Below are 24,492 nucleotides of genomic sequence, written 5' to 3'. Positions count from 1 at the left end.
CTTCGCCAGTTAAATTGATGAAAAAATTTGATTTAAGGCAATATGTTGCGATTCCTTTTTGAATCTTGGGTGAATGAAGCATAGTTCAATTAGCGAAAGGACGATGATTAAGTTCTGAAATTATATTCAGGAGAAAACATAAGAAGAATATTCTTATTTTTTTTGCTTTTGCGATTCACGCCAGATTGATATCGGGTGTCCTGAGCGCTCGCTTGCCGTTATACTCCTGATAACTTGAAGGAAAAAGTTAGCATTTCCGGAGGCTATATGATTCTCGAACGCGTTGAGATTGTTGGATTTCGTGGTATTAACCGTCTGTCGTTGATGCTGGAGCAGAGCAACGTGCTGATTGGGGAGAACGCGTGGGGTAAATCCAGTCTGCTGGATGCCTTGACCCTGCTGCTGTCGCCGGAGTCAGACTTGTATCATTTTGTCCGCGAGGATTTCTGGTTCCCGCCGGGTGATATACAGGGCCGGGAACACCACCTGCACATTATCCTGACGTTTCGTGAATCCCAGCCGGGTCGTCACCGGGTGCGTCGCTATCGTCCTCTGGAAGCCAGCTGGACGCCGTGCCAGGATGGCTATCACCGCATTTTTTATCGCCTGGAAGGCGAGTGTGCGGATGACGGTAGCGTTCTGACCTTGCGCAGTTTTCTTGACGGCGACGGCCATCCATTACCTCTCGATGACATTAACGATCAGGCGCGCCACCTTGTGCGTCTGATGCCGGTACTGCGTCTGCGCGACGCGCGATTCATGCGACGGATCCGCAACGGTACCGTGCCGGACTCGGCGGATGTCGAAGTCACCGCCCGCCAACTGGATTTTCTGGCGCGTGAGCTGGCTACCCGGCCGCAAAACCTGACTGACGGGCAGATCCGCCAGGGGTTATCGGCCATGGTTCAGTTGTTGGAGCACTATTTTTCCGAGCAGGGGGCTGGCCAGTCCCGCTACCGTCTGATGCGCCGTCGCTCCAATAACGAACAACGAAGCTGGCGCTATCTGGACATTATTAACCGCATGATTGATAAACCCGGCGGACGTACGCACCGGGTTATTCTGTTGGGCCTGTTTTCGACCTTGTTGCAGGCCAAAGGCACGCTAAGGCTCGATAAAGACGCCCGACCTTTACTGCTGGTGGAAGATCCGGAAACGCGTTTACATCCCATCATGCTGTCGGTGGCCTGGCACTTGTTGAATTTACTGCCTCTGCAGCGAGTGGCGACCACCAACTCCGGTGAGCTGCTGTCCCTTACGCCTGTTGAGCATGTTGTTCGTCTGGTACGTGAATCATCCCGCGTCGCTGCCTGGCGGCTGGGGCCGGGTGGGATCAGTGCAGAAGATGGTCGGCGAATCGCATTTCATATTCGTTTTAATCGTGCGTCATCGTTGTTTGCCCGCTGCTGGCTGCTGGTGGAAGGTGAAACGGAAACCTGGGTTATTAACGAACTGGCCCGCCAGTGCGGACATCACTTTGATGCAGAAGGGATTAAAGTCATTGAATTTGCCCAGTCCGGTCTTAAGCCGCTGGTTAAATTCGCCCGCCGGATGGGGATAGAGTGGCATGTGCTGGTCGATGGCGATGAAGCCGGGAAAAAGTACGCGGCCACGGTACGTAGCTTATTGAATGACGACAGAGAGGAAGAGCGTGAGCATTTGACTATGCTCCCCGCGCTGGATATGGAACACTTTATGTATCGCCAGGGGTTTGCTGACGTCTTTCACCGGGTGGCGCAAATCCCGGAGAATGTGCCTATGAATATGCGCAAAATTATCTCCAAGGCGATACATCGTTCGTCAAAACCGGATTTGGCCATTGAGGTGGCGATGGAAGCCGGGCGGCGGGGCGTTGATGCGGTGCCAACGCTGCTGCGAAAAATGTTTTCCCGCGTGCTGTGGCTGGCACGCGGCAGAGCGGATTAGTGGCGAAACATCGACGACAGCTGCGAATGGATGCTGTCCAGTAGCTGATAGCGGCGGCGGTATTCTGCGCGTTTTTTGCTCGCAATATCCGCCTCGCTTTTTCGCGCCAGCGTGCGCGGAATATGATAGTACCCGTTGCTGTCGCACTCACCGCCAACCGACTCCCAAAAGGCGTTGTAGTCAGAATGGATCACCTTGTTTTTATCGTGGTAGCGTTGACTGCGAAAGATATGCTGTTCATTACTTACAGCCATAACTTTTTCAATATTCAACTGTTCGGCTAAACGGCAAATGGTTTCCATCACAATACGTTTTGGGAAAATTCCATGGCAGGACTTCGTCGCTTTTTGGATTGCTTCGTGCGGTAGTTGCGCATTGCCCTGCACACCGCCAATAAATAATGTCCTTTTCCCATTATATTCGCAGAACGTAAACGTCATTTTAGTTAGCACGTCTCCGTCACCATTGCGCACCTGAATGGTGGCTTCACCCTCTTTATCCAGTACGGGAAACATCATCATGGTGATGGTAAATATATCGCCGTCTTTACCTTCGGTTTGCGCCAGATGTAAGCCGTCATTGCTTAATAAGGCGTTAAATTCAGCGGGTAAGAATGCGTGGCGGATAAAATGGTAATGAAAACGCACCGCATCTAAACGCATTTTGCGGGAGAAGTTTGCCGCAAGATAAGGACGGTGCAAACGAACCGGCAGTCGGGGTTGACGGGCGAGCAGGGGGCCAAGATCCGGCCATTGGGCCAGTTCAGTCATCCATTCCTGAGTGAGGCGGGGTATCAATAATGAACGCCAGATAAACTTACGACGAAAGCTCCGTTTATCCCAGCAATGTGCGGGCCGTAAATGACCGCTGCTCAGGCTGAAAAAAAGGCCAAAACGCGTGACTGGTTTGGTGGAAAGAAAAGTGCTTTCAGTTAGCTGGCTCATAATATAAATCCGATTGATACCTTTGTACTAATTTCAGCACAGCGGATCTTAACCATTCATCAATAACTCTGTTATTCTTGCGCTTTTCAACGGCGATTTATTTAACGTTGATGTTTAGCACTCCACTCTGGTGGGCGTATTGGGGGAATTGGGACATTTATGAAGCTCAAGGGAAAAATCAAAAAACGCTATTTTCTGTTCGCCGTCGTCCTTATTGTGGCGGCAATTGCACTTTGGCGAACGCTTAATGCGCCTTTACCTCAGTATCAAACATTAATTGTTCGTCCTGGCGATCTGCAACAAAGCGTGCTGGCGACCGGTAAGCTGGATGCGCTGCGTAAAGTTGACGTCGGGGCGCAGGTCAGCGGGCAGTTAAAAACGCTGTCGGTCGCGATTGGCGATAAAGTGAAAAAAGATCAGTTGCTCGGTGTTATCGATCCTGAACAGGCGCAAAACCAAATCAAAGAGGTTGAAGCGACGCTAATGGAATTGCGCGCCCAGCGTTTACAAGCCGAAGCTGAGTGGAAGCTGGCGCGGGTCACTCTCTCCCGCCAACAACAGCTGGCGAAAACCCAGGCCGTTTCACAGCAGGATCTCGACACGGCGGCCACCGAAATGGCGGTCAAACAGGCGCAAATTGGCACAATTGACGCGCAAATTAAGCGCAATCAGGCCTCTCTCGATACTGCAAAAACCAACCTTGATTACACCCGCATCGTTGCGCCAATGGCTGGCGAAGTAACACAAATTACTACCCTGCAGGGGCAAACCGTTATTGCCGCCCAGCAGGCACCTAACATTCTGACCCTGGCCGATATGAGCACCATGCTGGTAAAAGCGCAGGTTTCTGAGGCTGATGTAATTCACCTGCATCCTGGGCAAAAGGCCTGGTTTACTGTTCTCGGCGATCCGCAGACGCGTTACGAAGGTAAGCTCAAAGATGTTCTTCCGACGCCAGAAAAAGTGAATGACGCGATTTTCTACTATGCTCGCTTCGAAGTTCCCAACCCGAAAGGGATCCTGCGTCTGGATATGACCGCGCAGGTCCATATCCAGCTCACTGATGTCAAAAATGTCCTGACCATCCCGCTGTCGGCGCTGGGCGATCCTATTGGCAACAACCGCTATAACGTCAGACTACTGCGTAACGGCGAAACCCGCGAACGTGAAGTGGTTATCGGCGCGCGTAATGACACCGATGTGGAGATCGTGAAAGGGCTGGAAGAGGGGGATGAAGTCATTACCGGTGAGGGCAACGCTGGAGCTGCAAAATGACAGCATTGCTTGAGCTGAGCCATATCCGCCGCAGCTATCCGTCAGGCGAAGGCCAGGTTGAGGTGTTGAAGGACGTATCCTTGAGCATTCAGGCCGGGGAAATGGTGGCGATTGTCGGGGCGTCGGGTTCGGGTAAATCGACGCTGATGAACATTCTCGGCTGTCTGGATAAGCCAACCAGCGGTACGTATCGCGTTGCCGGACGTGATGTCTCTACGCTGGATAGCGATGCGCTAGCGCAACTGCGTCGTGAGCATTTTGGTTTTATCTTCCAGCGCTATCACCTGCTGTCGCATTTAACCGCCGCACAAAACGTTGAGGTACCGGCGGTCTACGCGGGCACTGAACGTAAGCAGCGCCTGGCGCGTGCGCAGGAATTACTCCAGCGGCTGGGGTTGGGTGACCGGGTTGACTATCAACCTTCCCAGCTTTCCGGTGGTCAGCAGCAGCGGGTCAGTATCGCGCGTGCGCTGATGAACGGGGGGCATGTTATTCTTGCCGACGAACCCACCGGTGCACTGGATAGCCATTCCGGCGAAGAGGTGATGGCGATTTTGCATCAGCTGCGCGATCGCGGGCATACGGTAATTATCGTTACTCACGACAGCCAGGTCGCCGCGCAGGCCGAACGGGTCATTGAAATTCGTGACGGTGAGATTGTGCGCAATCCACCGCCACAGAAACCCTCTGGCGGACGCGATATTGCGGAGCCAACGGTGAAAACGGCATCCGGCTGGAGTCAGTTTGTCAGCGGTTTTCGTGAAGCGCTTACCATGGCCTGGCTGGCAATGGCCGCGAATAAAATGCGAACGCTACTGACCATGCTTGGGATCATTATCGGTATTGCTTCGGTGGTGTCGATCGTGGTGGTAGGCGATGCGGCTAAACAACTGGTACTGGCAGATATTCGCGCTATAGGTACTAACACCATTGATATCTATCCAGGCAAAGACTTCGGCGACGACGATCCGCAATATCAACAGGCGTTGAAGTATGACGATTTGACGGCGCTACAGAAGCAGCCCTGGGTCAGTTCAGTAACGCCTGCGGTGTCGAAGAACCTGCGGTTACGCTATGGCAATATCGATGTTGCTGCCAGTGCTAATGGCGTTAGCGGCGACTATTTCAACGTCTATGGCATGACATTTAGCGAAGGGACCACCTTTAACGCCGAGCAACTGGCGGGGCGCGCTCAGGTGGTGGTGCTCGACAGTAATACCCGTCGTCAGTTGTTCCCCAATAAAGCGAAAGTTGTTGGCGAAGTCGTGCTGGTGGGGAATATGCCTGCCACGGTGATTGGTGTTGCAGAAGAGAAACAGTCGATGTTTGGCAGTAGCAAGATCCTGCGTGTCTGGCTGCCTTATAGCACTATGTCCGGGCGAATCATGGGACAGTCGTGGCTGAACTCGATCACCGTGCGAGTGAAGGATGGTTTTGACAGTGCCCAGGCCGAACAGCAACTGACCCGACTGTTGACGTTGCGCCACGGTAAGAAGGATTTCTTCACCTGGAATATGGACGGTATCTTGAAAACCGCCGAAAAGACCACACGTACATTACAACTCTTCCTGACGCTGGTGGCGGTGATTTCGCTGGTGGTCGGTGGGATTGGCGTGATGAATATTATGCTGGTTTCAGTAACCGAACGAACGCGTGAGATTGGCATTCGTATGGCGGTTGGTGCTCGCGCCAGTGACGTGCTGCAACAGTTCTTAATTGAAGCGGTGTTAGTGTGTCTGGTTGGCGGCGCGTTGGGCATTAGCCTGTCGATGCTGATCGCGTTTACGCTACAGCTATTTCTGCCGGGCTGGGAAATTGGATTTTCACCCGTCGCGCTGTTGACGGCGTTTCTGTGTTCGACTGCAACCGGTGTGTTGTTTGGCTGGCTACCGGCGCGGAATGCGGCACGTCTGGATCCGGTAGATGCTCTGGCGCGGGAATAATGCCACAGAGATAAAAATGCCAGCCGCAAGGGCTGGCATTTTGACTGCGGGATGTACACAATGAGACAGAAGAGCTATGCGACAGCTTCTGCTTCAATGACAGGCACGATGACACTGGCATGATTGCCTTTTGGCCCCTGGTGGACATCAAACTGGACAGACTGTCCGGCTTTTAGCGTTCTGTAACCATCCATCTGAATGGTGGAGTAATGGGCGAAAATATCTTCGCCGCCGCCTTCGGGGCAAATGAAACCAAACCCTTTGGCGTTGTTGAACCACTTAACAGTACCCGTTTCCATACTTCGACATCCTTCGTAAATCTTATATAAGTAAGATGGAATGAACCGGTGGCGGAGTGGGGGCTGTTCAAAACCTCGCCAACTCTCGAAACTACAATTTAGAGAAATCAGGCGGGGCGTCAAGCGCCATGCAGACGGAATAGGGTAAAAATGCATCAAAATTTGAAGCAGTTAACGCTATTGTCGGTTATGTGACAGATGTCGCGGATGGCACTAATAGATGATAGTTATCTAATACTTGAGGTAGATTGATTGTGCGCATAGGCTGCTTGTCAGCGGCAAGATTTTCTGCCGGAAACCGTAACTGAAGATGACGACTGACAATGGGTAAGACGAACGACTGGCTGGATTTCGATCTGCTGGCGGAAGACAAATTGCGCGACGCGCTAAAACCGCCATCTATGTATAAAGTGATATTAGTCAATGATGATTACACTCCGATGGAGTTTGTTATTGACGTGTTACAAAAATTCTTTTCTTATGATGTAGAACGTGCAACGCAACTGATGCTTGCAGTTCACTATCAAGGCAAAGCTATCTGCGGTGTGTTCACTGCCGAAGTGGCTGAAACCAAAGTAGCGATGGTGAACAAATATGCGAGGGAGAACGAGCATCCGTTGCTGTGTACGCTGGAAAAAGCCTGAATGCAGGCATAAACATTGGGGGAGGTGCCTATGCTCAATCAAGAACTGGAACTCAGTTTAAACATGGCTTTCGCCAGAGCGCGCGAGCACCGACATGAGTTTATGACCGTCGAGCACTTGTTACTGGCGTTGCTCAGTAACCCATCGGCCCGCGAAGCGCTGGAAGCGTGTTCTGTGGATCTGGTGGCGCTCCGTCAGGAACTCGAAGCCTTCATTGAACAGACCACACCTGTATTGCCTGCCAGTGAGGAAGAACGCGACACGCAGCCAACGTTGAGTTTTCAGCGTGTACTGCAACGCGCGGTCTTTCATGTTCAGTCCTCCGGGCGCAATGAAGTTACCGGCGCAAATGTGCTGGTCGCTATCTTCAGCGAGCAGGAATCTCAGGCGGCTTATCTGCTGCGTAAGCATGAAGTGAGCCGCCTTGATGTGGTGAATTTTATTTCTCATGGCACGCGCAAAGACGAACCCAGTCAGTCTTCTGACTCTGGGAATCAGCCAAATAACGAAGAGCAAGCTGGCGGGGAGGACCGTATGGAGAACTTCACGACTAACCTTAACCAGCTTGCCCGAGTGGGCGGAATTGATCCGCTCATTGGCCGGGACAAAGAGCTGGAGCGCGCCATTCAGGTACTGTGCCGTCGCAGAAAAAACAACCCGCTGCTGGTGGGAGAGTCTGGTGTCGGTAAAACCGCCATTGCTGAAGGCCTCGCCTGGCGTATCGTCCAGGGTGATGTGCCTGAAATCATGGCTGATTGCACCCTTTACTCCCTGGATATCGGCTCGCTGTTGGCTGGCACCAAATATCGCGGTGATTTTGAAAAACGCTTTAAGGCGCTGCTGAAACAGCTGGAACAGGATACTAACAGCATTCTGTTTATCGATGAGATCCACACCATTATCGGTGCGGGTGCGGCATCGGGCGGCCAGGTGGATGCGGCTAACCTGATCAAGCCGCTGCTCTCCAGCGGTAAGATCCGTGTGATAGGGTCCACAACCTATCAGGAATTCAGCAATATCTTTGAAAAAGATCGTGCGTTAGCGCGCCGTTTCCAGAAAATCGATGTCACTGAGCCATCGGTAGAAGAGACCGTGCAGATAATCAACGGTCTGAAGCCGAAATACGAAGCGCACCATGACGTCCGCTATACCGCCAAAGCGGTGCGTGCAGCGGTTGAACTGGCGGTGAAATACATTAACGATCGTCATCTGCCGGATAAAGCGATTGACGTGATCGATGAGGCGGGCGCGCGTGCGCGTCTGATGCCGGTCAGCAAGCGCAAGAAAACCGTCAACGTGGCGGATATCGAGTCCGTTGTGGCCCGCATTGCGCGGATCCCGGAGAAGAGCGTTTCGCAGAGCGATCGCGACACGCTGAAAAACCTGGGCAACCGTCTGAAAATGCTGGTATTCGGACAGGATAAAGCCATTGAGGCGCTGACTGAAGCGATCAAAATGAGCCGTGCCGGTCTGGGACACGAGCATAAACCGGTTGGTTCGTTCTTGTTTGCCGGACCAACTGGCGTCGGTAAGACCGAAGTCACGGTGCAGTTGTCCAAAGCACTCGGCATTGAACTACTGCGTTTTGATATGTCCGAGTATATGGAACGCCACACCGTCAGCCGCCTGATTGGTGCGCCTCCTGGGTATGTCGGTTTCGACCAGGGCGGTTTGCTGACCGATGCTGTTATTAAGCATCCGCATGCGGTACTGCTGCTGGATGAAATCGAAAAAGCGCACCCGGATGTCTTTAACCTGCTGCTGCAAGTGATGGATAACGGCACGCTGACCGACAATAACGGGCGTAAAGCGGATTTCCGCAACGTGGTGCTGGTCATGACCACCAACGCTGGTGTGCGTGAAACTGAGCGTAAATCGATTGGGTTGATTCATCAGGACAACAGTACTGATGCAATGGGCGAAATCAAAAAAGTGTTTACGCCGGAATTCCGTAACCGCCTCGACAACATTATCTGGTTCGATCATCTCTCTACCGAGGTGATTCATCAGGTTGTTGATAAGTTTATCGTCGAGCTTCAGGTTCAGCTGGATCAGAAAGGTGTCTCTCTGGAAGTTAGCCAGGAAGCACGTGACTGGCTGGCAGAGAAGGGCTATGACCGCGCAATGGGCGCACGTCCAATGACGCGTGTGGTCCAGGATAACCTGAAGAAACCATTGGCTAACGAACTGTTGTTTGGTTCGCTGGTGGATGGTGGCCAGGTGACCGTTGCGCTGGATAAAGAGAAAAATGAGCTGACCTATGGTTTCCAGAGTGCACAAAAGCACAAGCCAGAAGCTGCACATTAATCTTTAATCACCTAATCAACCGGGCGTAATGCCCGGTTTTTTTTCGCCTGATAGAAGTGATTTGAATTGGGATATTCAGGGAGTTTAAACGGCAGGCAAAAAATAAGCCTGCGTAAGGGAGATTACGCAGGCTAAGGAGGTGGTTCCTGGTACAGCTAGCATTTATGGGTTATGTTTTTCAGCGGAGGGGATAATACCCTTAATGAACGAAACGGTATGTGATCGATTTCTAAGAATCTTCCGAACGCTGAAAAATAACCGTAATTAACTACTTAGTATGCGGGTTGCGCGTGGACTCACCGGTAAAATTACGCATCAACAATGCATAATTCAGATCGATATCCTCTGGTACTGGCATCCACACGGTGTAACCGTCGCCCGGTGCAACCGGCATGGCTTCACCTTTCGCGTTTTCCATCTGTTCGAGGGTAAAGTTAATGTTGCCCTGTGGGGTCATCAGCTCCAGGCTGTCGCCGACGGTGAATTTGTTTTTCACCAGTACGGCGGCCAGTTCACCTTTACGTTCGCCGGTGAATTCGCCGACAAACTGCTGACGCTCGGAAACAGAGAAGCCGTATTCGTAGTTCTGATAGTCGTCATGGGTATGGCGGCGCAGGAACCCTTCGGTGTAACCACGATGCGCCAGGCCTTCCAGCGTTTCCAGTAGTTGCGGGTCGAACGGTTTACCGGCTGCGGCATCATCAATGGCTTTACGATAGACCTGCGCGGTACGTGCACAGTAATAGTATGACTTGGTGCGGCCTTCGATCTTCAGGGAATGCACGCCCATCTGCGTCAGGCGTTCAACGTGGGCAATGGCACGCAAATCCTTTGAGTTCATGATGTAAGTGCCATGTTCGTCTTCGAACGCGGTCATATACTCACCCGGACGCTGGGCTTCTTCAATCATAAAGACTTTATCTGTCGGTGCGCCGATACCCAGCGTAGGCTCAACGTTTTGTACCGGGATAGGCTCGTACTTATGCACGATATTGCCCACCACGTCTTCTTTGCCTTCCTGCACGTTGTATTCCCAGCGGCAGGCATTGGTGCAGGTACCCTGGTTAGGGTCACGCTTGTTGATATAGCCAGAAAGCAGGCAACGGCCGGAGTAGGCCATACACAGCGCGCCGTGAACGAAGATCTCAAGCTCCATATCCGGCACCTGGGTGCGGATCTCTTCGATTTCTTCCAGCGACAGCTCGCGGGAGAGGATCACGCGGGTCAGCCCCATCTGCTTCCAGAATTTCACCGTTGCCCAGTTTACGGCGTTAGCCTGTACTGAAAGATGAATGTCCATGTCAGGGAAGTTTTCGCGCACCAGCATAATCAGACCAGGGTCTGACATGATCAGTGCATCCGGCCCCATTTCCACCACCGGTTTCAGATCACGAATGAAGGTCTTCAGCTTGGCATTGTGTGGGGCAATGTTAACCACCACATAGAATTTTTTACCCAGTTCATGGGCTTCATTAATGCCGAGCTGCAGGTTTTCGTGGTTGAATTCGTTGTTGCGTACGCGCAGTGAGTAACGCGGTTGGCCCGCATACACAGCGTCAGCGCCATAGGCGAAAGCGTAACGCATGTTTTTCAGCGTTCCCGCCGGGGAAAGGAGTTCCGGTTTAAACATAATTTTCTCGTTCTGATGACAGGTCAGACTCGCCTCACTCAATGAGGCGGTTAGGGGAGTGCCCCCATATTAAGGGCGGGCATTGTAGCGCTGCGAGGAAGTCAGGTAAAGAAAAACGCCGGGCGACAGCGTTGCGTTACCCGGCTGAGCAAATAATTATCAGGTCTTATCTTTTATCGTCTGACTGACACCATTGGTCTTAACTGAAGCAATACCGGTCTCGCGTGACTGTTCATTCGCATACAGTTGACTGCTACCAATAATCTGGTGGTTTGCTGCTTTCAGGTTGAAATGTAATTTGCCATTAGACGCTGTTTTTTTCTCATAACGCTCATCCAGAGGGCTGTTAGCCTGGACAGATGCGATCCCTTTTTCTGCAGCGCCTTTTGTAGTGTAAAGCTCACTGGTAAGGATTATTTCCCCGTTCCCAGCTTTAAGAACAAAGCGGTACTGATCATCGCTACTCTTACTTAATTCAAACCAACCAGCCATATGAACTCCTTGATTAAAAGTTTTATATCAAACAGTTATTGACGACAGTATTGTCAGAAAGAGTATGAGCGATATTTGGAGAGTTGCTAGTTACCAGGGCTCACGGAGCAGCGGAGCCCTGAAGTGCAGGAGAGTTTAAGCAATTCGGCAGGCGTCGGCTTCCCAGCGATACCCCACGCCATAGACCGCGCGGATAAACGACTGCTCGGCATCCAGCGACTCCAGCTTGCGTCGCAGGTTCTTAATATGGCTGTCGATGGTGCGGTCTGTAACGACGCGGTAATCGTCATAGAGATGATTGAGCAACTGTTCACGGGAGAACACTTTTCCCGGCTCATGTGACAACGTTTTAAGTAAGCGGAATTCGGCGGGCGTTAAATCGAGCATCTTCCCACGCCAGGAGGCCTGAAAACGGCCTTCATCGACGATAAGCGGGCTGTCTGCATCCATTTGTTGCAGTTCGCGCTGCGGTTTGCAACGACGCAGGATCGTTTTTACGCGCGCGACAACTTCACGCGGGCTGTAAGGTTTACAAATATAATCATCAGCACCGATCTCCAGCCCCAGCAGGCGATCAATCTCTTCGATTTTAGCGGTTACCATCATGATGGGGACTTCTGAGAAGCGGCGGATTTCCCGACACAGAGTCAGACCGTCGGTACCGGGCAGCATCAGATCCAACAAGATCAGATCGGGCGGCGTTTGGCGCACGTAAGGCAGAACCAGGTCGCCGTGGTTGATCAGCGTAGGGGCATAGCTCGCTGCCCGCAGGTAGTCGATCAGCAGTTGCCCCAGCTTAGGCTCATCTTCTACGATCAGAATACGTGGTGTGTTTTCATCAATGGGTAACTCAGTCATACATCTCTCTGTAAATCGCGTTCCAGCGGTAACTCTACTGTAATGCTAACCCCACCAAAAGGCGAATGGGCGGCACGAATCAGACCATTATGCGCTTGTACGATATTGACGCAAATCGCCAGCCCCAACCCGGAACCTCCACTGGCGCGGTTGCGCGAGCCTTCGGTGCGATAAAATCGTTCAAACAGCTTCTGTAACTGCTCGTCACTTACGCCGGGAGCGGAATCTGCGAAGGTTAATAACACCATGCGTTCGCGTTGTTCGGCGCTGATATGCAACCCGCCACCGCTATCGGTGTAGCGCAGACTGTTTTCCAGCAGGTTGTTGAACAGCTGCATCAGACGATCTCTGTCACCAAATACCGTCATGCTGTCGGGGAGCGAAAGCTGTATGGTCAATCCACGGCTGGCGAAGCGTTCACGAAATGCGCCGCTTGCCACTTCCAATAGGGGGATGAGGTCCAGCGATGTTTTCTGGTAGGCCAGCGCGCCTTCATCTGACATGGAGAGCTGATGAAGGTCGTCAACCAGTTTGGTGAGCGTACCGACTTCAGCCTGCAACGAGGCAACGGAGTCAGGGGTAAACTGGCGTACGCCATCCTGAATGGCCTCCAGTTCACCGCGCAACACCGCCAACGGCGTACGCAGTTCGTGAGAAATATCGGCCATAAAGTCACGACGCATCTGCTGGTTTTTTTCCAGTGTACTGGCGAGCTGGTTGAAGTCCTGCGCCAGCTTGCCCAGCTCATCCGTACTGGTTGGCGTAACGCGAGTGGTGAAATCGCCCGCCGCCAGTTTGTGCGTGCCTTCCACCAACCGCTTAACCGGGGCCAGCAGGCTGCGCGCCAGCGTAAACGTCGCCAGCGCGGCCAGGATCGTGGAGAGCGCAACGATAAGCCAACTGGATCGTCGTTGCTGCATGTCGAAATTGATATCCGTATTCCGCGTTAAGCGTTCCACAGGAGAGGCAATCACGGCGCCCACTTCGCTACCGTTAACGCGTATGGGATGGCGCATGCCGTCGCGAGGAACTGGGCCGCGCGGGCCGACAAGCACACGGGCGTTTTGGTCTACAACCCAAAACTGTGTACGCCAGCCGTGCGGTGGCATGCCTGGACCCGGTTTATCATCGTCGTTGTCGTGTTCAAAAGAGCGCAGGATCTGGAAAACAAAACGATCGTTATTGCGTAAGAATCGCCAGTTGCCGTGCTGCTCGTACTGCTCGCTTAATGCGTCGCTGAGCATTTGCAGCCGCTGCTCGTTGCCGTGCTTGATATAGTCAATAAAACCACGTTCGAAGCTAATGCGTACGGCCCAGTGCATGCTGATCAGCAACACAATGCAGGTGGCGAAAATCGCCAGAAACAGTTTGCCGGTGATACCGGGCCGCCAGAACTTCATCAGGTGCTCCTTTTGCGCCGTGAAATCACCGCGTTGGTTTGCGTGTCGTTCGGCACGCGGGCAAAAATAATGGCGGGCAGCGCAATAATGAAGGCGATGCACAGCCAGGTATACATAAAGACGGTATGCGTACTTCCGCTGTCGATGGCGATATGCTGTTGGCCGAACATGCCCAGCAGCAGGCCAGCGATGGTCACACCAATACTCATCGATAGCTGCATGATCATCGACAGCAGGCTGTTACCGCTGCTGGCCAGATCGTCAGGCAGATCTTTTAACGTAAGCGTGTTCATGGATGAAAAACGCGTTGAGTTGACCATTCCCTGTAAAAACAGCACGAAGGGCAGGGCGTAATACCAGCCCAGCAGTGCCGTGGTCATTAGCAACAGACTGACCAGCGACAGGCCAAGCGTAGTGGTAATCAGCACACGACGGTAACCAAAGCGGTTAACGACCTGCACCACAATGCGCTTCATGCCCATACTGCCCAGCACCATCGGGATCATCATCAGCCCGGCATGAAAAGGTGAAAAACCGAGGCCAATCTGTAAAAACACCGGTGTCATAAACGGCAACATGCCGCTGCCGATGCGTCCGGCAAAACTGCCGAACAGACCTAGCGAGAAGGTTGGTGTGCGAAACAGATTCAGGCTGAATAGCGCACGCGGATTACGATGGGCGTGTTTCAGATACAGCGCAATAGCCAATACCCCGCAGATAACCAGCGCCGCCAGCGTGATACTGGAGAGGCCGGTTCCTTTGCTGCCATCGAGCGCCAGCGTCAGTACCGCCATGCCGACCGCCAGCATCGCGAACCCTGAGAGGTCGAAACGTCGGGTTTGCATGGTGTAGTTGGGCATCAGCATTAACGTCGCTATCGCGCCGACAATGCCTACCGGAATGTTAATCAAAAATATCCAGTGCCAGGAGGCGTATTCAACCAGAATCCCGCCTAACGCTGGGCCCAGCAGCGGGCCGATTTGACCGGGTAAAGTGACAAACGTCATTGCCGCCATATATTGCTCACGCGGGACGATTTTCATCACCGTTAGCCTGCCGACCGGCACCATCATCGCGCCGCCAACGCCTTGTAAGACGCGCGCCATCACCAGTTCGTTGAGTGTGCTCGACCCGGCGCAAAACAGCGAGCCAAGCGTAAACAGGATGATGGCGGTGAAGAAGATATTACGCACGCCAACTTTGTCCGCCAGCCATCCGCTGGCGGGCAGCATCACGGCAACAGTTAAAACATATGACACAATGACCATATGCATGTGTAACGGGCTTTCCCCGAGGCTTGCCGCCATCGAGGGAAGCGCGGTGTTAACGATGGTGGTATCCAGCGACTGCATAAAAAAGCCAAATGCCACAATCCAAAGTTGCCAGCGGGTGCTGTCGGGAAGTTCTGTCATAACTCTGCTACCGGTTTGCTGTTTTTACGCGAAAAACGCAGACGCAGACGGTCGAAAAAGAGATAGACCACGGGCGTGGTGTACAGCGTCAGGAGCTGGCTCACGACCAGCCCACCGACAATGGTTATCCCCAAGGGCTGACGCAGTTCAGAGCCATCCCCTGCGGATAACACCAACGGCAACGCGCCAAACAACGCCGCCAGCGTGGTCATCATTATTGGGCGAAAGCGCAACAGGCAGGCCTGGAAAATAGCTTCTTCCGGCTGTAATTTGCCGTTTCTCTGCGCTTCCAGCGCAAAATCGACCATCATGATGGCGTTTTTCTTCACAATGCCAATTAATAGCATGATCCCTATCAGGGCGATTAGGCTGAACGGGGCATTGAACAGTTCCAGCGCCAGCAACGCCCCGACGCCAGCCGAAGGTAGCGTGGAGAGAATGGTCAGCGGATGGACATAGCTTTCATACAGCATACCCAGCACGATATAGACCGTGGCGATGGCGGCGATAATCAGGATCACCTGCGAATTCATGGTGTCCTGAAATACCTGTGCGGTACCGGCAAAGCTACCGCGAACCGTGGAAGGGACGCCGAGCTGGGTCATGGTTCTGTTGATGGCCTCTGTCGCTTCTGACAGTGAAGAACCCGTCGGCAGGTTAAACGACACGGTTGAGGCGGCAGACAAACCCTGATGGTTCACAGATAGCGGTGCATTCGCTGGCTGCCATTTAGCAAAGTACGATAACGGGATCGCTTTACCGTCATTGTTGATGACGAACATTTTGTCCAGTGCGCTGATGTCCTGGGTGTAACGTCGATCGACCTCCATCACCACTTTGTACTGGTTCATCGGCTGATAGATGGTAGAGATCTGTCGTTGTCCGAAAGCATTATTCAACAGGCTGTTGGCGGCTGCCACGTCGATCCCCAGACGAGACATGGTGTCGCGATCGTAAATCAGATTCATCTCCGCGCCATTGTCCTGCTGATCGGAGTTGACGTCTGCCAGTTGGGGCAGGGCGGCAAGCGCCTTACGGATCTTCGGTTCCCACTCACGCAGCGCCGCGAGATCGTCGGACAGCAATGTGTATTGATAGCTGGCGTTGGCCTGGCGTCCACCAACGCGAATATCTTGCACCGCCATTAAAAACAGATTCGCACCTGGCTCTTTTGAAAGCGCGACGCGCAGGCGGTCGATCACCTGCTGAGCGGTTTCATGGCGCTCATCACGTGGCTTGAGGGTAATAAACATCATCCCGCTGTTGACCCGCGAACCACCGGTAAAACCGGTGACGTTATTCACCGCCGGGTCGTCGCGGATGATCTTCATAAAGTCCTGCAGTTTGCCGCGCATGGCCTGAAATGAGATGCTCTGGTCGGCCTGGATCCCACCCATCAATACACCCGTATCCTGCTCCGGGAAGAAGGTTTTGGGGATGGAAATATAAAGCCAGATATTCAGCGCGATGGTACCGAGTAACACCACGCCTACCAGCCGCGTATGGCGCAGCACCCATTTAAGCGAGGTACCGTAACTCTGTTGCAGCGCCACCAGCACACGACCAAAACCCCGCTTGCGAGACTGTTCGCGCGGGGTGCTGGATTTGAGCATCCAGCCGCACATCATTGGCGTTAATGTCAGCGACACCAGCAGCGAGATACCGATAGCAACCGACAGCGTGACGGCAAATTCGCGCAGCAAGCGCCCAGGCAATCCGCCCATTAACAGCAGTGGCAGGAACACCGCCACCAGCGACAGACTCATGGAGAGCACGGTGAATCCCACTTCGCGCGTACCCTGTAACGCCGCCTGGAGCGGCTTCATTCCTGCTTCCAGGTGGCGGGCAATATTTTCCAGCACCACGATGGCGTCATCGACGACAAATCCCGTGGCAATGGTTAACGCCATCAACGACAGGTTGTTCAGGCTGAATCCGCACAGATACATGGCGGCAAAGGTACCGATCAGCGAGACCGGAACCGCTACCGCGGGGATCAGCGTCGCGCGCCCGGAGCGCAGGAAAATAAAGACCACCAGGATAACCAGCGCCACGGAGATAATCAGCGTCTGTTCGACTTCTTCCAGCGAGGCGCGAATAGTCGGCGAGCGGTCCTGGGCTATTTGCAGATCGATAGCGGCCGGGACCAGCGTTTGTAGCTCCGGCAATTTGGCGCGAATGCTGTCTACCGTCTGAATGATATTGGCTTCCGGTAGCTTGCGGATCATCAGCAGAATGGCCGGTTTGGCATTGGTCATCCCTGCGTTGCGTACGTCCTGCACCGAGTCGGTTACAGACGCAACGTCGCCCAGTCGCACCGCCGCGCCGTTATTGTAGTGGATGATAATCGGCTGGTATTCGGCGGCGGTTTTCAGCTCATCGTTGGTTTGAACCTGCCAGCGGTGAGTATCATTCTCGATAGCACCCTGCGGCTTACGCACGTTGGCGTTGTCAATTGCGCTACGCACGTCATCCAGCGACACGCCCTGGTTAAACAGCGCCTGCGGATTGAGCCCTACACGCACCGCAGGCAGAGAGCTGCCTCCAACGTCCACGTCGCCCACGCCGTCGATCTGTGCGATGGTCTGCGCCAGTTGTGTTGATGCGAAATCGTACAATTCACCTTGCGAGTACGTGTCCGATGTTAGCGTCAGGATCATGATTGGCGCATCGGAAGGGTTGGCTTTGCGATACGTTGGTCGGCTCGGCATCCCGCTGGGTAGCAGACTTTGCGCGGCGTTAATTGCGGCCTGAACGTCCCGCGCCGCGCCATTGATGTCACGGTCGAATTTGAATTCGAGAATAATACGCGTACTGCCAAGTGAACTGCTCGAAGTCATTTCGTTCACGCCCGCAATGCGCCCCAGCGAGCGCTCCAGCGGAGTTGCGACCGAGGACGCCATCGTTTCGGGTGAGGCACCCGGTAACGATGCGCTGACCATGATCACCGGAAAATCCACCTGCGGTAGCGGAGCGACCGGCAGCAGACGAAATCCGAGTATGCCGCACAGGGTGATCGCTACCGAAATGAGAATGGTCGCCACCGGACGATGAATGAAAAGCGCGAAAAATTTCATTTACGCTTCCTCTTCCTGACGCGGGAAGCGGCTTTTCACGTACAACGACAGACGGTCAAACAGCAGATAAATCACCGGGGTGGTAAACAGGGTTAATACCTGACTCACCAGCAGCCCACCGACCATGCCAATACCTAATGGACGACGTAACTCTGCGCCCACGCCGGTACTCAACATCAGCGGCAACGCGCCGAGCAGTGCCGCCAGTGTAGTCATCAGGATCGGGCGAAAACGCAGCAGACAAGCCTGGAAAATGGCATCGCGTGGTGACATTCCCTGTTCGCGCTCCGCGGCAAGGGCAAAGTCGATCATCATGATGGCGTTTTTCTTGACGATACCGATGAGCAAAATAATGCCGATAATCGCGATGACGTCCAGTTCGCTCCCGGCAATCATTAACGCCAGGAGCGCCCCGACGCCCGCCGTCGGCAACGTGGAGAGAATAGTAATTGGGTGAATAAAGCTCTCATACAGCACGCCGAGGACGATATACATCGCGACAACCGCAGCCACAATCAACCAGATGGTATTTCCCAGCGCGGCCTGGAAGGCGAGCGTGCTGCCCTGGAACTGGGTGGTAATATTTGCGGGCAGGTTAAGCGTTTTTTCGGTATCCAGAATGGCCTGTACCGCATCACCCAGCGACCACTCGTCTGGCACGTTGAACGAGATGGTGGTGACCGGGAACTGATCGAGGTGGTTAATCGACAGCGGGGCAAAACGCTGTTCAACACTGGCGATCGCGCTGAGCGGTACTATGCCGCCGTCGCTACTGGTCAGACGTATTGTATCCAGTGCCGCAAGCCCCGGCGTATTGTTGGTGTCATGTTCTAACACCACGCGATACTGATTGGCCTGGGTGTAGATGGTTGAAATCAGTCGCTGGCCGAAGGCGTTGTACAGAGCGTTATCGACATCTGACATGCTGATGCCCAAACGGCTGGCGCTGTCGCGATTGACGTTCACATATGCTACCAGCCCTTTGTCCTGCCAGTCGCTACTGACATCGGACAGTTGCGGTAGCTGATTTAGTTTTGCTATCAGCTGTGGAACCCAGGTGCTGAGGGCATCAAGGGATGTCGCTTGCAGCGTGAACTGATATTGCGTCCGGCTGACCTGAGTATCAATCGTCAGGTCCTGAGTGGGCTGAAGATAAAGGTCAACGCCGGGAACTCTGTCAACCGCGTCCTGTAGGCGCGCAATCACTTTCTGCACCCGATCGTCGCGTTCATCCAGCGGCTTAAGGTTGATTTGTAAGCGCGCGCTGTTCAATGCCGTATTAGTGCCGTCCACACCGACAAAAGCGGTCAGGCTTTCTACCGCCGGATCTTTCAGAATGACATCTGAAACCTGACGCTGGCGCTGGGCCATGCTGGCAAATGAGCTGGACTGCGGTGCCTGCAGCGTGCCCTGGATAATGCCGTTATCCTGGATCGGAAAGAAGCCTTTGGGGATAAAGACCCATAGCATAACGCTCAGCGCCAGCGTGCCGAGCGCAACGCTCAGCGTGAGCCACGGATGGTTGAGCACTTTCGCCAGCCAGTGGCCGTACCCGGCAATAACGCGATCAAACATGCGCTCTGAGGCACGGGAGAAGCGGTTTTGCTTACGCAATGAGGCCTGATTCAGCATACGCGCGCACATCATCGGCGTAAGAGTGAGCGAGACAACGGCGGAAATCAGAATCGCCACGGCCAGCGTCACAGCGAACTCCCTGAATAATCGACCTACGATATCACCCATAAATAGCAGTGGGATCAGTACGGCGATCAGTGAAAATGTCAGAGAGATGATGGTAAAACCAATCTCGCCCGCGCCCTTCAGGGCAGCAGTCAGCGGTTTTTCGCCTTTTTCGATATAGCGTGAAATATTCTCGATAACCACGATAGCGTCATCTACCACAAAACCTGTCGCAATGGTTAGCGCCATGAGGGTCAGGTTGTTGATGGAGAAATCAAGAAATACCATCACCGCGAAAGTACCGATTAACGATAACGGTACGGCGACCGCAGGAATAATGGTTGCCGGAATATTGCGCAAAAACAGGTAGATAATCATGACTACCAGCGCAATCGCCAGCATCAATTCAAATTGGGTATCCGCTACGGACGCACGAATATTGGTTGTACGATCGGAAAGTACGCTGACCTTAACCGATTTGGGCAGGCTCTCGGTGAGCTGCGGCAGCATCTGGCGGATACTGTCTGCCGTGGAGATGATGTTTGCGCCAGGCTGACGCTGAACATTCATCACTATAGCTTGTTGCTTATTGGCCCATGCGCCCAGCCAGCTGTTTTCGGCACCTTGTTCGACGGTGGCGACATCGCCCAGACGAACCGGTGCCCCGTTTTTATAGGCAACAATGAGCTGACGATATTCATCCGCGGACTGCATCTGGTCGTTGGCTGAAAGGGTAACGGCACGCGTTGGACCATCAAGACTCCCTTTTGCCGAATTGACGTTGGCACCGGTAATGGCCGTACGGATGGTTTCGCTGGTCAGACCGAGTGCGGCAATGGCCTGAGCGTTAAGCTTCACGCGGACCGCCGGACGTTGCCCACCGGAAAGTGTTACCAGGCCCACGCCGGATACCTGAGAGATTTTCTGCGCGACGCGGGTTTCGACCATATCTTCCACCTGCGTCATCGGCATGGCGCTGGATGTGACCGCCAGCGTCATGATCGGTGGATCTGCCGGGTTTACCTTGCTGTAGACCGGAGGGTTAGGGAGATCGCTGGGTAATAAATTGGTGGCGGCGTTAATCGCGGCCTGAACTTCCTGCTCGGCAACATCCAACGGGAGCGTCAGTTGAAACTGTAACGTAACGACCGATGCGCCACCGGAGCTTTGTGATGACATCTGTTTTAAGCCAGACATCTGTCCAAACTGGCGTTCAAGCGGCGCGGTTACCGCCGAGGTCATGACGTCCGGGCTGGCGCCGGGGTAGAGCGTAACGACCTGAATCGTGGGGTAATCCACTTCAGGTAAGGCAGCGATTGGCAGGAAGCGATAACCGATAATACCGGCAAGCAAAATCGCGACCATCAGCAGCGTGGTGGCGACGGGGCGCAGAATAAACAGGCGCGATGGTCCGCCTGTGTTGTCCGGAGGTAACACCTGCATCAGGAGTTAGCTCCTTTTTTGCCGTATCCGCGTGGCGCTGTTTTCTCGTCCTGAACAGAGGCGTCGTGCGCCTCAACGACTTCGACTTTTGCGCCTTCCGTCAGACGGTCAATCCCGTCGGTCACGACCCGATCGCCCGCAGAAAGCCCGGCGGCAATCACCACTTTTTGGCTATCCTGAATACCCGGTTTAACCAGGTGTTTGCTCACTTTATTGTCGCTATTCAGTACCCAGACAAAGTGGCCTTCGTTACCCATTTGCAGAGCGGCAGTTGGGATCACAACGGCATTTTGTTGTGTGTCGACCAGCATGCGGGCGTTAACGAACTGGTTAGGGAATAAAGCATCATCCTGATTGTTAAAACGAGCCTTAACTTTGATTGTTCCGGTGGTGGCATCAATCTGATTGTCGAGACTGAGCAGGACGCCTTCGCTGAGCTTTTGCGAATTGGTTCGGTCCCAGGCTTCGACCTTCAGCTGGCTCCCCGATTTTTGTGCCTGCAATACGGTAGCAATGTCGTTTTCAGGCAACGTAAATATCAGGTCGATGGGATGCGTTTGCGTAATGACGACGATTCCGGTGGTATCGCCACTGGAAATTTGGTTACCGACATCGACCTGCTTCAGGCCGACACGACCATCGACAGGCGCGGTTATCCGGCTCCAGTCGAGCTGCAACTGAGCGCTGGCGACACTGGCTTCATCCGCTTTTATTGTGCCTAACGTCTCGTTGACCAGCGCCTGCTGGGCATCCAGCTCCTGGCGGGAGACCAGATTGGTTTTAACCAACTGTTGATAGCGGGCAAGATCGCGACGGGCATTCGCCAGCGTGGCTTTATCTTTTGCCAGTTGTCCCTGCGCCTGAGCCAGAGCAACTTTGAACTGGCTGGGATCTATCTCTGCCAGCAGGTCGCCGGCTTTTACCTGTTGTCCTTCCTCAAAGTGTAAGGCGATGAGTTGACCATCCACCCGACTACGCACCGTGGCGGTATTTGCGGCAGTAACGGTCCCCAGCCCTGTCAGGTAACGTGGCACGGCTTCCTCAGTGGCGGTGGCAGCCTGCACGGGAGCCAACGGTCCGGAGCGCATTCCACGCCGTCCTGACCCCGCAGTGTGCTGCGCGGGTTTGGTTGCGCCCGGTGCGGTTCCCTGGGATGCGCTACGGCTTTGCCAGAACCAGATGGCGGCGACGGCGGCCACGACGATCACGATTGCTATCACCCAGCGGGATTTATTACTGCCTTTCATTGTTATGAGTTTCTCATCCTGAAACGATTCGCGGAATGATACTAGTTTAGCCAGCGAACAAGGGAGAAAAATGGAGGAATTATGAAACACTGTCGGGATTCGTCTGAATGCTGACGCGGCTTTGCGAGGCGTTACGCAACAATCGGTGGTGAAGATAGCGAATACGCAATTGTGCGATAGAGTGCTGACAAGGCAAAAAGGAGGAAAGCCAGAGATTTCAGCAGGACGCTGGAACGGGAAAGCCCCTCCCGAGGAGGGGGCCAAAATAAGGAAAGGGTTATGATGAAGCAGGTCATCATACTGGTGATACTCTTAGTCATTAGCTTCGCGGCTTACTAAGACACCAGGGGGAGGGGAAACCCTCCCTAACCCTCACTCCTGAAAATAAGCCACAGCAAGGATGATGTCAATACGCACACTTTTCAGCGTGCGAGCGGCTTAGCGGAAAACAACGTCAGCCCAGCGGGCCAGTCCGGCGGTGACAGAACCGAAGTCATCGCCACCCGCGATAGGGATCCCGGGAAGCTGCTGGGCGAGGGCTTTTTTAATCAGCGGCGAACGCGCGCTGCCGCCGGTCAGATAAATCACGTCCGGTTTTTCCTGTGCGTTGTCCAGCGCCAACTGGACCTGCTCCAGAATACGCGCCAGGGGCTGATTGAGCGCAGCTTCAAGTCCGTGTTGACTGATATCGGTTGCCAGCGTGTCGCTGATAAACGGTATCGCCGCCGTTACAATAGTCTGGTCGGAAAGTGCGATTTTGCTCTCTTCTGCACTGCGCACCAGGCGATAGCTCAGACGCTCGCGCCAGACTTTAAGCAGCAGAGCGACTTTATCGGCTTCTCTCGCGTCGCGGACAAGATCGTTGAGCAATCGACCGTTGGCGCTGCTATAGAAATCACTTTGCGCGGGAACGTCGTTGATTGCGACCGCGTTCCACCACGGGAGAATCGGTAAGGCGATACCTTTTTCTGTCTCACCGCCCATACCTAGCAGTGGCATCAGGTGTTTAAACGCCAGCGCGATATCCAGATCGTTCCCGCCTACGCGGCAGCCACTGTGTCCCAGCAGGCTGTTTTCGCGATCGGCGCGCTGATGCCATTGCGGCCCCATCAGCAGCAGTGAACAGTCAGTCGTACCCCCGCCGATATCCACCACCAACACGCGTTTTTCTTCCTGCAGCGTCGCTTCGTAATCCAGTCCCGCCGCTACCGGCTCGTACTGGAAGACGACATCCTGAAAACCGGCGCGTTTGGCCGCACGTTCAAGAATACCCTGCGCCTGGGTGTTGGCGTCATCGCCACCTAATCCCTGGAAGTTGATGGGCCGACCAATCACGGCCTGAGTGATAGCTTCCGGCAGCTGGCTTTGCGCCTGGTTGCGAATGTGCAGCATCATTGCACAGACCAGATCTTCAAACAGCGCAACCTGCTGCGGCTTCAGACCGCTGGCGCCCAAAAATGATTTTGGCGATTTAACGAAGTACACCTCTTCCGGGTCTTCAATATACTGACCCAGCGATGCCAGACCGAACTGCACGCTGTTGGCGTTAACGTCGATGTCTTCTTCGCGGTTGTAGCGCATTGCACGGCGAAGCAGCGCCTGCGTTTCATCGTCCGTAGTTGGGATGTCGTGATGGCGATACAGCCACTCGCTAACCGCTTCGCGCGTTGGTGCGCACAGCATTGAGGGTAGCAGCGTGCTGTTATTTTCCATTTTGAGCAGGTGGGGCTGCCCGTCACGCATAACGGCCACTGAACAGTTTGCCGTACCGTAGTCAAAACCAATAAACACCGTAAAAATCCCCATGCCAGTGAAGAAGGGGCGTGACTTTAACGAATAGTTGACGCCCCGACAACTGGAATATGAAAGCAAGGCGTACTGATTGAATACCGTTTATGCTGTAGGTTTGCGTAAA

General features: G+C 53.8%; 17 protein-coding genes. 6 read left to right on the top strand and 11 right to left on the bottom strand.

Annotated elements, in window-relative coordinates:
• Nucleotides 1–267 precede the first annotated feature (267 nt).
• The gene (locus tag OGX96_RS07975) at nucleotides 268–1,926 is read left to right on the top strand and encodes an ATP-dependent endonuclease (protein WP_003834292.1); all 1,659 of its coding nucleotides are present in this window, start codon (nucleotides 268–270) and stop codon (nucleotides 1,924–1,926) included.
• On the opposite strand, the gene OGX96_RS07970 is transcribed toward OGX96_RS07975, so the two are convergent.
• The gene (locus tag OGX96_RS07970; protein ID WP_048234957.1) at nucleotides 1,923–2,870 is read right to left on the bottom strand and encodes a VirK/YbjX family protein; all 948 of its coding nucleotides are present in this window, start codon (nucleotides 2,868–2,870) and stop codon (nucleotides 1,923–1,925) included. The genes OGX96_RS07975 and OGX96_RS07970 overlap by 4 nt on opposite strands.
• A gap of 159 nt (nucleotides 2,871–3,029) precedes the next feature.
• Here OGX96_RS07970 and macA point away from each other — a divergent pair, with 159 nt between their 5' ends.
• Entirely contained in the window at nucleotides 3,030–4,145 is a 1,116-nt protein-coding gene (gene macA, locus OGX96_RS07965) for a macrolide transporter subunit MacA (protein WP_071444783.1), read from the top strand.
• Nucleotides 4,142–6,088 carry a macrolide ABC transporter ATP-binding protein/permease MacB gene (gene macB, locus OGX96_RS07960; protein WP_286582667.1) on the top strand — a complete coding sequence of 649 codons (1,947 nt, stop codon included), beginning with the start codon at nucleotides 4,142–4,144 and terminating at the stop codon, nucleotides 6,086–6,088. Before macA ends, macB begins: the two co-directional genes overlap by 4 nt.
• 74 nt (nucleotides 6,089–6,162) lie before the next feature.
• Here macB and cspD read toward each other — a convergent pair whose 3' ends face one another.
• Nucleotides 6,163–6,387 carry a cold shock-like protein CspD gene (gene cspD / locus OGX96_RS07955; protein WP_003036813.1) on the bottom strand — a complete coding sequence of 75 codons (225 nt, stop codon included), beginning with the start codon at nucleotides 6,385–6,387 and terminating at the stop codon, nucleotides 6,163–6,165.
• Between the two features lie 323 nt (nucleotides 6,388–6,710).
• Here cspD and clpS point away from each other — a divergent pair, with 323 nt between their 5' ends.
• Nucleotides 6,711–7,031 carry an ATP-dependent Clp protease adapter ClpS gene (gene clpS / locus OGX96_RS07950; protein WP_003036810.1) on the top strand — a complete coding sequence of 107 codons (321 nt, stop codon included), beginning with the start codon at nucleotides 6,711–6,713 and terminating at the stop codon, nucleotides 7,029–7,031.
• A gap of 30 nt (nucleotides 7,032–7,061) precedes the next feature.
• Nucleotides 7,062–9,338: an ATP-dependent Clp protease ATP-binding subunit ClpA gene (gene clpA, locus OGX96_RS07945; protein ID WP_003036804.1), complete on the top strand. Its 2,277-nt coding sequence runs from the start codon at nucleotides 7,062–7,064 to the stop codon at nucleotides 9,336–9,338.
• Nucleotides 9,339–9,606: 268 nt separating this feature from the next.
• On the opposite strand, the gene trhP is transcribed toward clpA, so the two are convergent.
• The 8 genes from trhP to OGX96_RS07905 all read right to left on the bottom strand — a co-directional run bounded on the left by trhP (nucleotide 9,607) and on the right by OGX96_RS07905 (nucleotide 22,577).
• Nucleotides 9,607–10,968, bottom strand: a complete 1,362-nt coding sequence (trhP, locus tag OGX96_RS07940; RefSeq protein WP_032943948.1) for a prephenate-dependent tRNA uridine(34) hydroxylase TrhP — start codon at nucleotides 10,966–10,968, stop codon at nucleotides 9,607–9,609.
• 159 nt (nucleotides 10,969–11,127) lie between these two features.
• On the bottom strand, nucleotides 11,128–11,460 hold the full coding sequence (locus tag OGX96_RS07935; RefSeq protein ID WP_048224506.1) for a YegP family protein: 333 nt from the start codon (nucleotides 11,458–11,460) through the stop codon (nucleotides 11,128–11,130).
• A 135-nt stretch (nucleotides 11,461–11,595) separates the two neighbouring features.
• Nucleotides 11,596–12,318: an envelope stress response regulator BaeR gene (gene baeR, locus OGX96_RS07930; protein ID WP_032943946.1), complete on the bottom strand. Its 723-nt coding sequence runs from the start codon at nucleotides 12,316–12,318 to the stop codon at nucleotides 11,596–11,598.
• On the bottom strand, nucleotides 12,315–13,718 hold the full coding sequence (gene baeS / locus OGX96_RS07925) for an envelope stress sensor histidine kinase BaeS (RefSeq protein ID WP_003834277.1): 1,404 nt from the start codon (nucleotides 13,716–13,718) through the stop codon (nucleotides 12,315–12,317). The genes baeR and baeS overlap by 4 nt, the downstream gene beginning before the upstream one ends.
• The gene (locus tag OGX96_RS07920; RefSeq protein ID WP_003834276.1) at nucleotides 13,718–15,130 is read right to left on the bottom strand and encodes an MFS transporter; all 1,413 of its coding nucleotides are present in this window, start codon (nucleotides 15,128–15,130) and stop codon (nucleotides 13,718–13,720) included. The genes baeS and OGX96_RS07920 overlap by 1 nt, the downstream gene beginning before the upstream one ends.
• Entirely contained in the window at nucleotides 15,127–18,207 is a 3,081-nt protein-coding gene (gene mdtC, locus OGX96_RS07915; protein ID WP_191227027.1) for a multidrug efflux RND transporter permease subunit MdtC, read from the bottom strand. Before mdtC ends, OGX96_RS07920 begins: the two co-directional genes overlap by 4 nt.
• The gene (locus tag OGX96_RS07910; RefSeq protein ID WP_008785211.1) at nucleotides 18,208–21,330 is read right to left on the bottom strand and encodes an MdtB/MuxB family multidrug efflux RND transporter permease subunit; all 3,123 of its coding nucleotides are present in this window, start codon (nucleotides 21,328–21,330) and stop codon (nucleotides 18,208–18,210) included.
• Nucleotides 21,330–22,577 (bottom strand): MdtA/MuxA family multidrug efflux RND transporter periplasmic adaptor subunit, encoded by a 1,248-nt coding sequence (locus tag OGX96_RS07905; protein ID WP_048235011.1) that lies wholly within the window; start codon nucleotides 22,575–22,577, stop codon nucleotides 21,330–21,332. Before OGX96_RS07905 ends, OGX96_RS07910 begins: the two co-directional genes overlap by 1 nt.
• Before the next feature lie 279 nt (nucleotides 22,578–22,856).
• Between OGX96_RS07905 and OGX96_RS07900 the strand changes: the two genes are divergently transcribed.
• Nucleotides 22,857–22,916 (top strand): type I toxin-antitoxin system Ibs family toxin, encoded by a 60-nt coding sequence (locus OGX96_RS07900; protein ID WP_100280300.1) that lies wholly within the window; start codon nucleotides 22,857–22,859, stop codon nucleotides 22,914–22,916.
• 99 nt (nucleotides 22,917–23,015) lie between these two features.
• Here OGX96_RS07900 and yegD read toward each other — a convergent pair whose 3' ends face one another.
• Complete coding sequence (yegD, locus tag OGX96_RS07895; RefSeq protein ID WP_020996657.1) at nucleotides 23,016–24,368, bottom strand: molecular chaperone; 1,353 nt, start codon at nucleotides 24,366–24,368, stop codon at nucleotides 23,016–23,018.
• Between the last annotated feature and the right edge of the window lie 124 nt (nucleotides 24,369–24,492).

This window comes from Citrobacter sp. Cpo100 (genome assembly GCF_030332595.1).
GTDB classification, from domain to species: domain Bacteria; phylum Pseudomonadota; class Gammaproteobacteria; order Enterobacterales; family Enterobacteriaceae; genus Citrobacter; species Citrobacter portucalensis.
The sequence above is the reverse complement of the archived record's forward strand: the minus strand, read 5'-3'. Positions and strand labels throughout refer to the sequence as shown.